This is a genomic window from Janthinobacterium pasteuri (assembly GCF_051380775.1).
Taxonomy (GTDB): domain Bacteria; phylum Pseudomonadota; class Gammaproteobacteria; order Burkholderiales; family Burkholderiaceae_D; genus Janthinobacterium.
The window spans coordinates 1-15145 of the sequence record NZ_JBNYXS010000044.1; the positions used below are offsets into that span (position 1 = coordinate 1).

A 15145-nucleotide genomic window follows, 5' to 3' on the forward strand; every position below is an offset into this window, starting at 1 on the left:
CAAAGAAATGGTCATGCCAGGCGATAACGTGTCGATCACCGTCAAGCTGATCAACCCGATCGCGATGGAAGAAGGCCTGCGCTTCGCTATCCGTGAAGGCGGTCGTACCGTCGGCGCCGGCGTGGTTGCAAAAATCCTCGCATAAGGAAATGTTATGCTTCCACCTGGGGCGTCCTGGGTGGTAGAATAGCACTCCTCGAAAGTTTTACGTAGGGACGTAGCTCAATTGGCAGAGCGTCGGTCTCCAAAACCGAAGGTTGGGGGTTCGATGCCCTCCGTCCCTGCCACCGTCAAGGTGCAGGGCACCGAAAGTAGAAAAATGTCAAATCAATCCGTGCAAACCGTTAGCACGTCGAGTGACAAGATAAAAGTCGCGCTGGCAATAGTGGCTGCGATTGCAGGAGTAGTCGGGTTTTATTACCTGGCAGGCCAACCAGCTCTGGTGCGTGCAAGCGCGCTTGTGGCTGGTTTGGTTATTGCTGTTGCGCTCTTGTATATCTCGACGACCGGCCGTGAATTTCTCAATTTCGCCAAAGAAGCTGTGCGCGAAACCAAGAAAGTCGTTTGGCCTACCCGCAAAGAAGCCACGCAGATTACTGCGATCGTGTTTGCCTTTGTGCTGGTCATGGCGATTTTCCTGTGGGGCACGGATAAATTGCTCGAGTTTTTGTTGTATGACGTAATTCTGGGTTGGAAAAAATAATGAGCGAAAATGTGCATGATGAAGCGGCGGACGAGTCCGTTCCGGGCGACGCTCCGGTAGCGGATACTGGTGCAGCGCTGAGCGTGCCAGTGAGCAGCAAGCGCTGGTATGTCGTGCATGCTTATTCCGGCATGGAAAAAAGCGTCATGCGCGCACTGACCGAGCGCATCGAGCGCGCGGGCATGCAAGACCAGTTCGGCCAGATCCTGGTGCCGATCGAAGAAGTAGTCGAAGTGAAGAATGGTGTGAAGTCCGTCACCGAACGTCGTTTCTATCCTGGCTATGTGCTGGTTGAAATGGAAATGACCGACGAGAGCTGGCACTTGGTGAAGAACACCAGCAAGGTTACCGGCTTTATCGGTGGCAAGTCGAACAAGCCGACGCCGATCTCTGCGCGCGAAATCGACGGCATCATGAAGCAGATGCAAGAGGGTGTCGAAAAGCCCCGTCCAAAAACCTTGTACGAGGTGGGCGAGCAAGTGCGCATCAAGGATGGTCCGTTCACCGATTTCAACGGCAATGTCGAAGAAGTCAATTACGAGAAATCCAAAGTGCGCGTCTCGGTCACGATCTTCGGCCGCGCTACTCCGGTGGAGCTCGAATTCGGCCAGGTCGAAAAAGTTTAAGTTGTATCAGCGCCACCAGGAGCGTCGCGGCAGTCTCAGCGAAATCCGGTCAGAGGAGCCCCGCCAGGGTAGGATCGGCGGGGCGCTACTACTCAATCCAAGATAGGAGCCATCATGGCAAAGAAAATCATTGGTTTTATCAAGCTGCAAGTACCAGCTGGTAAAGCAAACCCATCCCCACCAATCGGTCCAGCTCTGGGTCAACGTGGTCTGAACATCATGGAATTCTGCAAAGCCTTCAATGCACAGACCCAAGGTCTGGAGCCAGGCATGCCGATTCCAGTCGTGATCACCGCGTTTGCGGACAAGTCCTTCACGTTCGTGATGAAGACGCCTCCAGCAACCTACCTGATCAAAAAAGCTGCTGCGATCACCAAAGGTTCGCCGAAGCCACATACCGACAAAGTCGGTACGCTGACCCGCGCACAAGCTGAAGAAATCGCTAAATTGAAAACCCCTGATCTGACCGCTGCCGACATGGATGCTGCTGTACGCACCATCGCTGGTTCCGCTCGTTCGATTGGTATCACGGTGGAAGGTGTTGTATAATGGCTAAGTTATCCAAACGTATCAAGGCTTTGAAAGCCAAAGTCGACCGTACCAAAGTGTACGCTTTCGACAACGCTGTCGCTCTGATCAAAGAGTGCGCAACGGCCAAGTTCAATGAATCGATCGACGTATCGGTACAACTGGGTGTTGATCCTAAGAAATCCGACCAAGTGGTGCGCGGCTCTGTCGTTCTGCCAGCTGGTACCGGCAAAACCGTACGCGTGGCAGTATTCGCGTCGGGCGAAAAAGCAGAAGCTGCTAAAGCAGCTGGCGCCGACATCGTTGGTATGGAAGACCTGGCCGAGCGTATCAAAGCCGGCGACATGCCTTTCGATATCGTTATCGCTTCGCCAGATACCATGCGTATCGTTGGTACCCTGGGTCAGATCCTGGGCCCACGCGGCATGATGCCTAACCCGAAAGTTGGTACTGTTACTGCTGACGTCGCTACCGCCGTGAAAAACGCGAAAGCCGGTCAAGTTCAGTACCGTACCGACAAATCCGGTATCATCCACGCTACCATCGGCCGTAAATCGTTCGCTGACGCAGATCTGAAATCGAATCTGGTCGCACTGATCGACGCACTGAACAAAGCCAAGCCAGCATCGAGCAAAGGCGTGTACCTGCGCAAAGTTTCGCTGTCGTCGACCATGGGCGCTGGCGTCCGTGTTGACCAGGCTAGCCTGGCAGCTTAAGTAAAGAATCAAGTCCTGTGGCGCCTCCGGGCGCTGTAGGCGCATCTTTGGGCTGTCTGCCCGGTGTTCGCACCAGGCAGGCAGACAATCAAAGACCGTTGGGCCGACTGCGATCGCACATGCAGAAGGTTAATAGGCTTGCCGGCAACGGCAAGTGCCCAACGCAGATGGTGTACCCGAACAAGTTTTGTAGTCCTCATGCTGCGTGAATCCATCCGCTCAGTTTAGTACTTCTTGACTTCGGACGCCGTGTTCGAACCGATGCAAGGCGCTCAACCACTCGGTTGTGATTGCCGAACATCATTTAAGGAGGTTGACCGTGAGTCTCAATCTGAATGACAAAAAGGCCGTCGTCGCCGAAGTTTCCGCACAAGTAGCAAATGCGCAAACGATCGTCGTGGCCGAATATCGTGGCATCCAGGTTGGTCACTTGACGCAACTGCGTGCTAAAGCGCGTGCCCAAGGCGTGTACCTGCGTGTGTTGAAAAACACTCTGGCTCGTCGCTCCGTTGAAGGTACCGCATTCGCCAGCCTGGCAGATGCCATGACCGGCCCGTTGATCTACTCGATCTCGGCCGATGCCGTTGCAGCAGCTAAAGTCATCGCTGACTTCGCTAAAACCAACGACAAACTGGTCATCAAAGCAGGTAACTACGCAGGCAAGCCGCTGGATACAGCTGCTGTCACCGCGTTGGCGAGCATTCCTAGCCGTGAAGTCCTCATTTCGCAGTTGTTGGGCGTTATGCTGGCTCCGGTTTCGGGCTTTGCACGTGGTCTGGCTGCCCTGGCAGCGAAAAAAGGCGAAGGCGCCGAAGCTCCTGCAGAAGCAGCAGCAGAAGAAGCCCCAGCAGCCGCTTAATTGCGCGCGCTTTTTTCTCTCAGTACCAATCTGATGTAACTAACGTAATAAATTTAGGAGTTTCAAAATGGCAATTAGCAAAGACGATATCCTGGAAGCAGTTAGCGCCATGTCCGTAATGGACCTGAACGACCTGGTTAAAGCATTCGAAGAAAAATTCGGCGTGTCCGCAGCAGCAATGGCTTCGGCCGGTCCTGCAGCAGGCCCAGCAGCAGCTGCTGAAGAACAAACCGAATTCAACGTCATCCTGGACGGCTTCGGCGCAAACAAAGTTGGCGTCATTAAAGCAGTTCGCGAAATCACCGGCCTGGGCTTGAAAGAAGCTAAAGACCTGGTCGATGGCGCACCAAAAACTGTGAAAGAAGCAGTGTCGAAAGCTGACGCTGAAGCAGCACAGAAGAAACTGGTAGAAGCCGGCGCAACCGCTTCGATCAAGTAATATCTGTACCGGCGGCAGTTAGCGCCCGAGTCAAAGTCTGAGGTTTCCCCTCGCAAGGGGGGAAATCCGACTTTGGCTCCTTTGTCGTCTGCATCGTATTTGTCATGTAGTTGTAGCAGCAGTTTTTATTCGATTCAAGCCGGAAAGCAGAGCCTTGAGGTTTCGTCTGTGTCACACGCAGCGGTGCAAACGAACACTTGCAAAACCTGAATTTTCTATCCTTTCTGTCACTCACGGAGTGTCCATGCACTACTCATTTACTGAGAAGAAACGCATTCGCAAATCATTCGCGAAGCGCGCCAACGTTCACCACGTTCCGTTCCTGCTGGCGACCCAGCTCGAGTCTTATCATAGCTTCTTGCAAGAGGACATAGCACCGTCTGGCCGCAAGAATGATGGCCTGCAGTCGGCTTTCACTTCGATTTTCCCTATCGTTTCGCACAATGGTTTTGCGCGTCTCGAATTCTTGTCGTACGTTCTGGGCGATCCTGCCTTTGACGTCAAAGAATGTCAACAACGTGGCCTGACGTTCGCGTCGCCGCTGCGCGCGAAAGTGCGCCTGGTGATCCTGGACAAGGAATCGCCAACCAAGCCTGTCGTCAAGGAAATGAAAGAACAGGAAGTCTACATGGGCGAATTGCCGCTCATGACGACCACCGGTTCGTTCGTGATCAACGGCACGGAGCGGGTGATCGTTTCCCAGCTGCACCGTTCGCCTGGCGTGTTCTTTGAGCACGACCGCGGCAAGACTCACTCGTCCGGTAAACTGCTGTTCTCCGCGCGTATCATTCCTTACCGCGGTTCGTGGCTGGACTTCGAGTTCGACCCGAAAGACATCCTGTTCTTCCGCGTCGACCGCCGCCGCAAGATGCCAGTGACGATCCTGCTCAAAGCCATCGGCATGTCGCATGAGCAAATCCTGGCCAATTTCTTTGTCTTCGATAATTTCAACCTGCGCTCCGAAGGCGCGGAAATGGAATTCGTTTCCGAACGTCTGCGCGGCGAAGTGGCGCGCTTTGACATCGTCGACAAGTCGGGCAAGACCCTGGTGCTGAAAGACAAGCGTATCAACGCCAAGCACGTGCGTGATATCGAAGCTGCCGGCATCAAGCACATTTCCGTACCGGAAGACTACCTGCTGGGCCGCGTATTGGCGAAGAACATCGTCGATGGCGATACCGGTGAAGTCGTCGCCTCCGCGAACGATGAGCTGACCGAAGACCTGTTGGGCCGCCTGCGCGATGCCAACATCAGCGAAATCCAAACGTTGTACACCAACGACCTGGATCAAGGCGCCTATATCTCGCAAACTCTGCGTATCGACGACACCGCCGACCAGATGGCTGCGAAAGTGGCGATCTATCGCATGATGCGTCCAGGCGAACCGCCAACGGAAGACTCCGTTGAAGCGCTGTTCAATGGCCTGTTCTACAACTCGGACCGCTACGACCTGTCGGCCGTGGGCCGCATGAAGTTCAATCGCCGCATTGGCCGCGATGAACTGACGGGCGCCATGACCCTGTCGAACGAAGACGTGCTGGCCGTGATCAAGATCCTGGTGGAACTGCGCAATGGTCGCGGCGAAGTCGACGATATCGATCACTTGGGTAACCGTCGCGTACGTTGCGTGGGCGAACTGGCCGAGAATCAATTCCGCGCCGGCCTGGTGCGTGTTGAGCGCGCCGTCAAGGAACGCCTCGGCCAAGCCGAAGCGGACAACCTGATGCCGCACGACCTGATCAACTCGAAGCCGATTTCGGCTGCGATTCGCGAGTTCTTCGGTTCGTCCCAGCTGTCGCAGTTTATGGACCAAACCAATCCTCTGTCGGAAATTACCCACAAGCGCCGTGTATCGGCTCTGGGACCCGGCGGTCTGACACGCGAACGCGCCGGCTTTGAAGTACGCGACGTGCATCCGACCCACTACGGCCGCGTCTGCCCGATCGAGACACCGGAAGGTCCGAACATTGGTCTGATCAACTCGCTGGCTCTGTATGCGCGCCTGAATGAATACGGCTTCCTGGAAACCCCGTACCGCAAGGTCGAAGGCTCCAAGATCACCGACCAGATCGACTACCTGTCCGCCATCGAAGAAGGCCGCTACATCATCGCTCAGGCGAATGCGACCATCAGCGATGAAGGTACGCTGTCCGATGAACTGGTCTCGGCCCGTGAAGCTGGCGAAACCATTCTGGTATCCCCGGAGCGCATCCAGTACATGGACGTGGCGCCAGGCCAGATCGTTTCCGTCGCTGCCTCGCTGATTCCGTTCCTCGAACACGATGATGCAAACCGTGCATTGATGGGCGCCAACATGCAACGCCAGGCTGTGCCTTGCTTGCGTCCTGAAAAAGCGCTGGTCGGTACCGGTATCGAACGCACCGTAGCGGTCGACTCGGGCACCACCGTGCAAGCCTTGCGTGGCGGTATCGTCGATTACATCGATGCAGGCCGTGTCGTGATTCGCGTCAACGATGACGAAGCAACCGCTGGTGAAGTGGGCGTCGACATCTACAACCTGATCAAGTACACCCGTTCGAACCAGAACACCAACATCAACCAGCGTCCTATCGTGCAAGTGGGCGACCGTGTTGCCAAGCGCGACGTGATCGCCGACGGCGCATCGACCGACCTGGGTGAATTGGCGCTGGGCCAGAACATGACCGTGGCCTTCATGCCATGGAATGGTCTGAACTTCGAAGATTCGATCCTGATCTCGGAAAACGTCGTCAAGGACGACCGCTACACCTCGATTCACATCGAAGAGTTGTCGGTTGTTGCCCGTGACACGAAACTGGGCGCGGAAGAAATTACGCGCGACATCTCGAACCTGGCTGAAAATCAGCTGGCACGTCTGGATGAGTCCGGTATCGTCTACATCGGCGCTGAAGTACAAGCCGGTGACACACTGGTCGGTAAAGTGACGCCTAAAGGCGAAACCCAGCTGACCCCGGAAGAGAAGCTGCTGCGCGCGATTTTCGGCGAAAAAGCCTCGGACGTGAAAGATACCTCGCTGCGCGTGCCTTCGGGCATGATCGGTACCGTGATCGACGTGCAAGTCTTCACCCGTGAAGGCATTGTGCGCGACAAGCGTGCTCAGCAAATTATCGATGACGAACTGAAACGCTTCCGTCTGGATTTGAACGACCAGATGCGTATCGTTGAAGGCGATGCCTTCCAGCGTCTGGAAAAAATGCTGATCGGCAAAGTTGTCAACGGCGGCCCTAAAAAGCTGGCCAAAGGCGCCAAGATTACCAAGGATTACCTGGCCGATCTGGACAAATACCACTGGTTCGATATCCGCCCTGCGGACGACGATGCAGCGGTAGCGCTGGAAGCGATCAAGGAATCGATCAACGAGAAGCGTCACCAGTTCGATCTGGCCTTCGAAGAGAAGCGCAAGAAACTGACGCAAGGCGATGAGCTGCAACCAGGCGTGCAAAAAATGGTCAAGGTGTACCTGGCCGTGAAACGCCGCCTGCAGTCGGGCGACAAGATGGCAGGTCGCCACGGTAACAAGGGTGTGGTTTCCCGTATTGTTCCTGTGGAAGACATGCCATACATGGCCGACGGCACGCCAGCCGACGTGGTGCTGAACCCGCTGGGCGTTCCTTCGCGGATGAACGTTGGTCAGATTCTCGAGACTCACTTGGGCTGGGCTGCCAAGGGTCTGGGTATCCGCATCGGCGAAATGCTGAAGGCGCAAACCAAGGTCGAGCAAGTGCGCAAGTACCTGACGACGATCTACAACGACAACGGCCGCGCGGAAGAGCTGGACAACTTCGACGACGAAGAGATCATGAAGCTGGCGGAAAACCTGAAAAAAGGTGTTCCATTCGCCACGCCAGTGTTCGACGGCGCGAACGAAGAAGAGATTCGCCGCATGCTGGACCTGGCGTATCCGGACGACATCGCCAAGAACCTGGGCATGACCGCTTCGAAAAACCAGGTGACCATGTATGACGGTCGCACCGGTGAAGCGTTCGAGCGCAAGGTTACTGTCGGCGTCATGCACATGCTGAAACTGCATCACTTGGTGGATGACAAGATGCATGCGCGTTCGACCGGTCCTTACTCGCTGGTAACGCAACAGCCACTGGGCGGTAAAGCCCAGTTCGGTGGTCAGCGTTTCGGTGAGATGGAAGTCTGGGCACTGGAAGCGTATGGCGCGTCGTATGTCTTGCAAGAGATGTTGACCGTCAAGTCCGATGACGTGAATGGCCGTACCAAAGTGTACGAGAACCTCGTCAAGGGCGACCACGTGATCGACGCCGGCATGCCGGAATCGTTCAACGTGCTGGTCAAGGAAATCCGTTCGCTGGGTATCGATATCGACCTCGAACGCAACTAAACGACAGGCTTATTGACCCAATAAGCGTCATTTGGTTTGGGAAACACAAAGCCCGGCTGGGAAACCACGCCGGGCAATGTAGTCTCAGGAATATAGAAATTTAATCACCTCTGGAGTGATACATGAAAGCACTGCTCGATCTATTCAAGCAAGTACAGACCAACGAGACCTTCGATGCAATCAAGATCGGTCTCGCTTCGCCTGAGAAAATCCGTTCGTGGTCCTACGGCGAAGTCAAGAAGCCGGAAACCATCAACTACCGTACCTTCAAGCCTGAGCGCGATGGCCTGTTCTGCGCCAAGATCTTTGGCCCGATCAAGGATTACGAATGCCTGTGCGGCAAGTACAAGCGCCTGAAGCACCGCGGCGTGATCTGCGAAAAGTGCGGCGTCGAAGTCACGCTGGCCAAGGTGCGCCGCGAGCGCATGGGCCACATCGAACTGGCCTCGCCTACCGCGCACATCTGGTTCCTGAAGTCGCTGCCGTCGCGTCTGGGCATGGTCCTGGACATGACCCTGCGGGACATCGAACGCGTGCTGTACTTTGAAGCATACGTCGTGACCGATCCGGGCATGACCCCGCTGAAGAAGTGCCAGATCATGTCGGAAGACGACTACGCCGCCAAGTACGAAGAGTACGGCGACGACTTCACCGCCTTCATGGGCGCCGAAGGTATCCGTGAACTGCTGCGCTCGATCGACATCCACCGCGATGCCGAAACCCTGCGCGTGGAACTGAAGGAATCGAAATCCGAAGCCAAGATCAAGAAATACGCGAAGCGCCTGAAAGTGCTGGAAGCGTTCCAACGTTCGGGCATCAAGCCTGACTGGATGATCATGGAAGTGCTGCCAGTGCTGCCGCCGGAACTGCGTCCGCTGGTACCGCTCGATGGTGGCCGTTTCGCGACCTCGGATCTGAACGATCTGTATCGCCGCGTCATCAACCGTAACAACCGTCTGAAACGCCTGATGGAGCTGCGCGCTCCAGAGATCATCACGCGCAACGAAAAGCGCATGCTGCAAGAAGCAGTCGATTCGCTGCTGGACAACGGCCGTCGCGGCAAAGCGATGACCGGCGCCAACAAGCGTCCGCTGAAGTCCTTGGCCGAGATGATCAAAGGCAAGGGCGGCCGTTTCCGTCAAAACTTGCTGGGCAAACGCGTCGATTACTCCGGTCGTTCGGTCATCGTCGTGGGCCCGCAATTGAAACTGCATCAGTGCGGCTTGCCGAAACTGATGGCGCTGGAACTGTTCAAGCCATTCATTTTCAATAAACTGGAACTGATGGGTCTGGCGACCACGATCAAGGCCGCGAAAAAGCTGGTCGAGATTCAAGAGCCGGTCGTGTGGGACATCCTGGAAGACGTGATTCGTGAACATCCGATCATGTTGAACCGCGCACCGACGCTGCACCGTCTGGGTATCCAGGCGTTCGAGCCGGTCCTGATTGAAGGCAAGGCCATCCAGTTGCACCCACTCGTCTGCGCCGCATTCAACGCCGACTTTGACGGTGACCAAATGGCGGTCCACGTTCCTCTGTCGATCGAAGCGCAGATGGAAGCACGCACTTTGATGCTGGCATCGAACAACATCCTGTTCCCATCGAACGGCGAACCGTCGATCGTTCCTTCCCAGGATATCGTGCTGGGTCTGTACTACGCGACCCGCGAAGCGATCAATGCGAAGAACGAAGGGATGATGTTCCCTGACGTTTCGGAAGTGATCCGCGCCTACGACAACAAGGAAGTCGAACTGACGACCCGCGTTACCGTACGTATTACCGAATACCCGAAAAACGCCGAAACGGGCGAGTTCGAGAAAACGGTTACCCGCTACGAAACGACGATCGGCCGTGCGATCCTGTCGGAAATTCTGCCTAAAGGCTTGCCGTTCTCCGTCCTGAACCGCGCGCTGAAAAAGAAAGAAATTTCCAAGCTGATCAACACGTCGTTCCGCAAGTGCGGCCTGCGCGCCACCGTGGTGTTCGCAGACAAACTGATGCAATCGGGTTTCCGCCTGGCGACACGCGCCGGTATCTCGATCTGCGTCGACGACATGCTGGTACCGCCTCAAAAAGTTACCCTGATCGCGACGGCCGAATCGGAAGTCAAGCAGATCGAACAGCAATACGCCTCGGGTCTCGTGACCGCCGGCGAGCGTTACAACAAGGTAGTCGATATCTGGGGCAAAACCTCGGATGAAGTCGGCAAGGCCATGATGGACCAGCTCAAAGTCGAAGACGTCATCCGCCGCGACGGCACCAAGTCGACGCAAGAATCGTTCAACGCCATTTACATGATGGCCGACTCCGGCGCGCGCGGTTCCGCAGCCCAGATTCGTCAGTTGGCCGGTATGCGTGGTCTGATGGCGAAACCGGATGGCTCGATTATCGAAACGCCGATTACCGCGAACTTCCGCGAAGGTCTGAACGTTTTGCAGTACTTTATTTCGACTCACGGTGCGCGTAAAGGTCTGGCCGATACGGCGCTGAAAACGGCTAACTCCGGTTACCTGACGCGTCGTCTGGTTGACGTGACGCAAGATCTGGTGGTGATCGAGGACGATTGCGGCACCATGAATGGCGCCGTCATGAAGGCACTGGTCGAAGGTGGTGAAGTCATCGAACCGTTGCGTGACCGTATCCTCGGCCGCGTGGTGGTGCATGACGTCGTCAATCCTGAAACCCAGGAAACGCTGTACGAAGCCGGCACCCTGATGGACGAAGACATGGTCGAAGAGATCGAGCGTCTGTCCATCGATGAAGTCAAGGTCCGCACGCCACTGACTTGCGACACGCGCTTCGGCCTGTGCGCCAAGTGCTATGGCCGCGATCTGGGTCGCGGCATGCTGGTCAACGCCGGCGAAGCCGTCGGTGTGGTGGCAGCGCAGTCGATTGGTGAACCTGGTACCCAGCTGACCATGCGTACGTTCCACATTGGTGGTGCGGCATCGCGTGCAGCAGTGGCATCGTCGGTGGAAGCCAAGTCGAACGGTACCATCCGCTTCACGGCAACCATGCGTTACGTGACGAACGGCAAGGGCTCGCAAATCGTCATTTCCCGTTCCGGCGAAGTGCTGATCACCGACGACCATGGCCGTGAGCGTGAGCGTCATAAAGTACCGTACGGCGCGACCCTGATCGTCAAGGATGGCATGGTCATCAAGGCCGGTACGGCCCTGGCAACGTGGGATCCGCTGACCCGTCCGATCATTACCGAATACGCCGGCCAAGTGCGTTTCGAGAACGTCGAAGAAGGCGTCACCGTAGCCCGTCAGGTCGACGAAGTGACCGGTCTGTCCACCCTGGTGGCGATCGATGCGAAACGTCGCGGTTCGTTGACCAAGACCCTGCGTCCGCAAGTCAAGCTGATCAACGACGCTAACGAAGAAGTCAAGATCGCCGGCACCGAACACTCGGTGGCGATCGGCTTCCAGGTCGGCGCGCTGATCATGGTGAAAGACGGTCAACAGGTATCGGTCGGTGAAGTGCTGGCACGTATTCCTACCGAATCGCAAAAAACGCGCGATATTACCGGTGGTCTGCCACGCGTTGCGGAACTGTTCGAAGCGCGCTCGCCGAAAGATGCCGGTATGCTGGCGGAAGTCACGGGTACGGTTGCGTTCGGTAAAGAAACCAAGGGCAAGCAGCGTCTGGAAATCACGGACATGGACGGCAACAAGCATGAGTTCTTGATCACCAAGGACAAACAAGTGCTGGTGCATGACGGCCAAGTCGTGAACAAGGGCGAGATGATCGTGGACGGCCCGGCCGATCCGCAAGACATCCTGCGCCTGCTGGGTATCGAAGCGCTGGCACGTTACATCGTTGACGAAGTGCAAGACGTGTACCGTCTGCAAGGCGTGAAGATCAATGACAAGCACATCGAAGTGATCGTGCGTCAGATGCTGCGCCGTGTTCAGATCGTCAATGCCGGCGACACCAACTACATCGTTGGCGAGCAGGTAGAGCGTTCGGAACTGCTGGATCAGAACGACCTGATGGAAGCCGGAAACAAAATTCCTGCTACCTACGAAAACGTTCTGCTGGGTATTACCAAGGCTTCGTTGTCGACCGATTCGTTCATCTCGGCCGCATCGTTCCAGGAAACTACCCGCGTGCTGACCGAAGCGGCGATCATGGGCAAGCGCGATGGTCTGCGCGGCCTGAAAGAGAACGTCATCGTCGGCCGCCTGATTCCTGGCGGTACGGGTCTGGCCTTCCACCGTGCACGCAAAGAAAAAGAAGCGTGGGAAGTGGAAGAGCGTCAAGCACTGCTGCTGGCCGAGAAAGCCTCGATGGCCGGCGAAGCTGCCGAAGCGTTGCAGGATATCGAAACCCAGCAACACCACGGCGACGAAGCGTAATCTACGCTGCCAGCTGACAAGAACGGCACCTTCGGGTGCCGTTTTTTTTTATGGTGCGCCTCTCCAAAATATGCGGATAAAACAGCGTGGCATAGGGGAATCACGCTGGCCCATATATATCCAGCCGTATCACCATTGCAAAACGTGATTTATACACTGCATTAAAAAGAATGCCACTTCGGCTATTGCTGATTCACGCCAGTCATCTTGTATTGGCAGTATGGATCAATCGAAGACGAACCACGCATTGAGCGTCCTGCCAATTCTTGCTGTTATTCATGGCCGGGATTAATAATTAAATCGATACGCCTCCATTCATCCTGTTTACATATAAATATGGCCGAGTTACTGTTCAATCGGGAATGCTTGAATTGATAGGCTAAAACCCTGGTGATGCAGTTGGCGCAAGACTGGTGGATGTGGCGGACTGGGACATCTGCTCGTCGTGCGCACGAATCTGAAGTGAGCGCTCACAAGGATACTTGATTGCCGACTGCCACGATGGTATCGCTGCCCCATCGCTGCGCATGTGTTCGCCCAACTGCTTGTGACGGCGCATCGCCGCGTTGTTGTGCCGTCACGCACTATTGCCCCCGCCACGCCAGTTTCCAGTTCATTCATGCTAAGATTTGGCGCATGATTGCCCAAGCCCTGTTTACTCCAGCCCAGCAGAAACTGCTGGGGTTACTCTTCGTCCGCGTGAATGAAGGCTTTCATTTGAACGAGATCATGCGTTTGACGGGGCTGGGCAGCGCGTCGGCGCAGCGGGAATTGCGGCGCCTGCATGAATCCGGCCTGATCACCTCGGAGCGGATCGGCAATGTGCGGCGCTTCTGGCCCAACAAGGAAAGCCTCGTGTATCCCGAGTTGAGCGGACTGGTGCAGAAAACCTTCGGCATCGTCGGCGTGCTCAGCGCGACTCTGGCGCCCTTGCGTGCCCAGTTGCACCTGGCATTCGTGTCTGGTGCCACGGCGAAGGGACAGGATACGCCTGGCAGCGCCATCGATTTGCTGCTGGTGGGTGAAGAAGCCAATTATGGCGATCTGTTGACGGGATTGGCCCCGGCCGAGCGAACCTTGCGGCGTAAAATCAATCCCAACTTATATACGCTGGCCGATTATCGTCGGCGTTTGCGTGAAGGCCAGCCATTTCTGCTGCAGGTATTACAGCAGCCGAAATTGTTTGTCATCGGCGATGAGTCGCTATTGCATGCGCTGGCATTGCCAGATACTTCCTTGCATGCGAATGGCATGCCAGCAGTTTTCTAAAGGCCAGGTCTGGCGTTCAATTTCTGATGTATGAAGTTATTGGCTAGAAAAATATCTGAGGCGGATTGATCGTATGATGAATAAATTACAGGCTTTCGGTTTAATTGTTTCCCAGGCAGTGCGCGGAGAATTAATCTTCCCCACGAGTGTTAATTCCGCACTGCAATTGCAATTGGCTTTGGCCGAACCGGACTGTCATATCGATCATGCGATCAAGCTGGTACTGGCCGAGCCCTTGCTGGCGGCGCGCACGGTCGCGTTGGCCAACTCGGCCGTGTATAGCCGCGGCGATGCGGCGCCCGTGACCAGCGTGCGCGCCGCCGTCATGCGCATGGGTTATCGCAATCTGTATGCGCTGGTGGCAGCCATGGTGGTGCGCCAGTTCGGCAGCAAGATCATCGACCCCGTCCTGCGCCAGAAAGCGACACAGCTGTGGGAGCACACGGCGCACGTGGCGGCGCTGGCGCATGTGCTTGCCCGCCGCGTGACCCACGTCGATGCCGACACGGCCCTGTTCGCCGGTATCGTGCATGAGGTGGGCGGCTTTTACTTGCTGTCGCGTGCCGATGAATTCCCCGGTTTGCTCGACGACGATGCGGATCACTGGATGGAGTCTGCCGAAGAAATCATTTCCCGCGAAGTCATGAAGAAGCTGCTGATCCCGCTGACCGTGAGTGTCGCCATCGAAGGCTTGCGCGATGGCTTGCTGTCGATCCCGCCCGACTCCCTGCTCGACACCTTATTGTTGGCCAAGCAACTGTCACCCGTGCCGTCGCCGTTGCAAGTGACGTATGTGGAAATGCTCACGCCCTCCGATTCCGTCATCGATTTCATTATCGATAACGAAACCCTGCAAAGCATCCTGGCCGAATCGGCCGAAGAAGTGCGGTCGATGAGTGCGGCGCTGCTGGTGTAGCTGAAAACGCTACCGGCGACAAAAAAAGGCTCTGTCCCCGATAAGTAGGGGAATTCCGAGAATTTTCCTGGGGCCCTGCTGTCTGACTGTACATAGCAGACAAACGGGAGTCTTCCATGCAGTCAGCCCAGTGGAAAACCTTCATCGCCCAGTTCACCGCACTGAGCCAGCGTCAGCGCCTGGCGAGCATCGGCTTGCTGCGCGGGGCAGCGCCGCAGGACGCCGCCGTGGCACTCGTCGAAAGCGTGGCCCGGCAACGCTTGCACTGTCCTGCCTGCAACAGCAGCCATGCTCACCGGCATGGCCACGCGCACGGACTGCAGCGCTATCGCTGTGTGGCCTGCGGACGCACCTTCAATGCGCTCACCGGCACG

12 protein-coding genes and 1 tRNA gene are annotated in these 15145 nt (G+C 56.2%); all 13 read left to right on the forward strand.

All coding sequences use genetic code 11. The features are described from left to right. The coding region (locus ACQ4WN_RS25795) for an EF-Tu C-terminal domain-related protein (RefSeq protein WP_482799466.1) at window positions 1-145 on the forward strand (145 nt) is incomplete at its 5' end. A 66-nt stretch (window positions 146-211) separates the two neighbouring features. Then, window positions 212-287: transfer RNA gene (locus tag ACQ4WN_RS25800), tRNA-Trp, on the forward strand. Between the two features lie 32 nt (window positions 288-319). Beyond that, window positions 320-703 carry a preprotein translocase subunit SecE gene (gene secE / locus ACQ4WN_RS25805; RefSeq protein WP_035823944.1) on the forward strand — a complete coding sequence of 128 codons (384 nt, stop codon included), beginning with the start codon at window positions 320-322 and terminating at the stop codon, window positions 701-703. After that, window positions 703-1329 (forward strand): transcription termination/antitermination protein NusG, encoded by a 627-nt coding sequence (gene nusG / locus ACQ4WN_RS25810; RefSeq protein WP_034753130.1) that lies wholly within the window; start codon window positions 703-705, stop codon window positions 1327-1329. Before secE ends, nusG begins: the two co-directional genes overlap by 1 nt. A gap of 114 nt (window positions 1330-1443) precedes the next feature. Next, on the forward strand, window positions 1444-1878 hold the full coding sequence (gene rplK / locus ACQ4WN_RS25815) for a 50S ribosomal protein L11 (RefSeq protein WP_034753131.1): 435 nt from the start codon (window positions 1444-1446) through the stop codon (window positions 1876-1878). Next, the gene (gene rplA, locus ACQ4WN_RS25820) at window positions 1878-2573 is read left to right on the forward strand and encodes a 50S ribosomal protein L1 (protein ID WP_436554073.1); all 696 of its coding nucleotides are present in this window, start codon (window positions 1878-1880) and stop codon (window positions 2571-2573) included. Before rplK ends, rplA begins: the two co-directional genes overlap by 1 nt. A 319-nt stretch (window positions 2574-2892) precedes the next feature. Continuing rightward, entirely contained in the window at window positions 2893-3432 is a 540-nt protein-coding gene (gene rplJ / locus ACQ4WN_RS25825; protein WP_034753621.1) for a 50S ribosomal protein L10, read from the forward strand. A 67-nt stretch (window positions 3433-3499) separates the two neighbouring features. Beyond that, window positions 3500-3871, forward strand: coding sequence for a 50S ribosomal protein L7/L12 (gene rplL / locus ACQ4WN_RS25830; RefSeq protein WP_100875275.1), 372 nt, complete (start codon window positions 3500-3502; stop codon window positions 3869-3871). Between the two features lie 244 nt (window positions 3872-4115). After that, entirely contained in the window at window positions 4116-8222 is a 4107-nt protein-coding gene (rpoB, locus tag ACQ4WN_RS25835) for a DNA-directed RNA polymerase subunit beta (RefSeq protein ID WP_436554074.1), read from the forward strand. A 122-nt stretch (window positions 8223-8344) separates the two neighbouring features. Continuing rightward, entirely contained in the window at window positions 8345-12586 is a 4242-nt protein-coding gene (gene rpoC / locus ACQ4WN_RS25840) for a DNA-directed RNA polymerase subunit beta' (protein WP_436554075.1), read from the forward strand. Window positions 12587-13222: 636 nt separating this feature from the next. Next, window positions 13223-13855: an ArsR family transcriptional regulator gene (locus tag ACQ4WN_RS25845; RefSeq protein WP_436554076.1), complete on the forward strand. Its 633-nt coding sequence runs from the start codon at window positions 13223-13225 to the stop codon at window positions 13853-13855. A 76-nt stretch (window positions 13856-13931) separates the two neighbouring features. Next, the gene (locus ACQ4WN_RS25850; RefSeq protein WP_426074969.1) at window positions 13932-14771 is read left to right on the forward strand and encodes an HDOD domain-containing protein; all 840 of its coding nucleotides are present in this window, start codon (window positions 13932-13934) and stop codon (window positions 14769-14771) included. Between the two features lie 116 nt (window positions 14772-14887). Then, window positions 14888-15145 (forward strand): IS1/IS1595 family N-terminal zinc-binding domain-containing protein (locus ACQ4WN_RS25855; protein ID WP_436554077.1); only part of this gene is annotated, 258 nt, incomplete at its 3' end.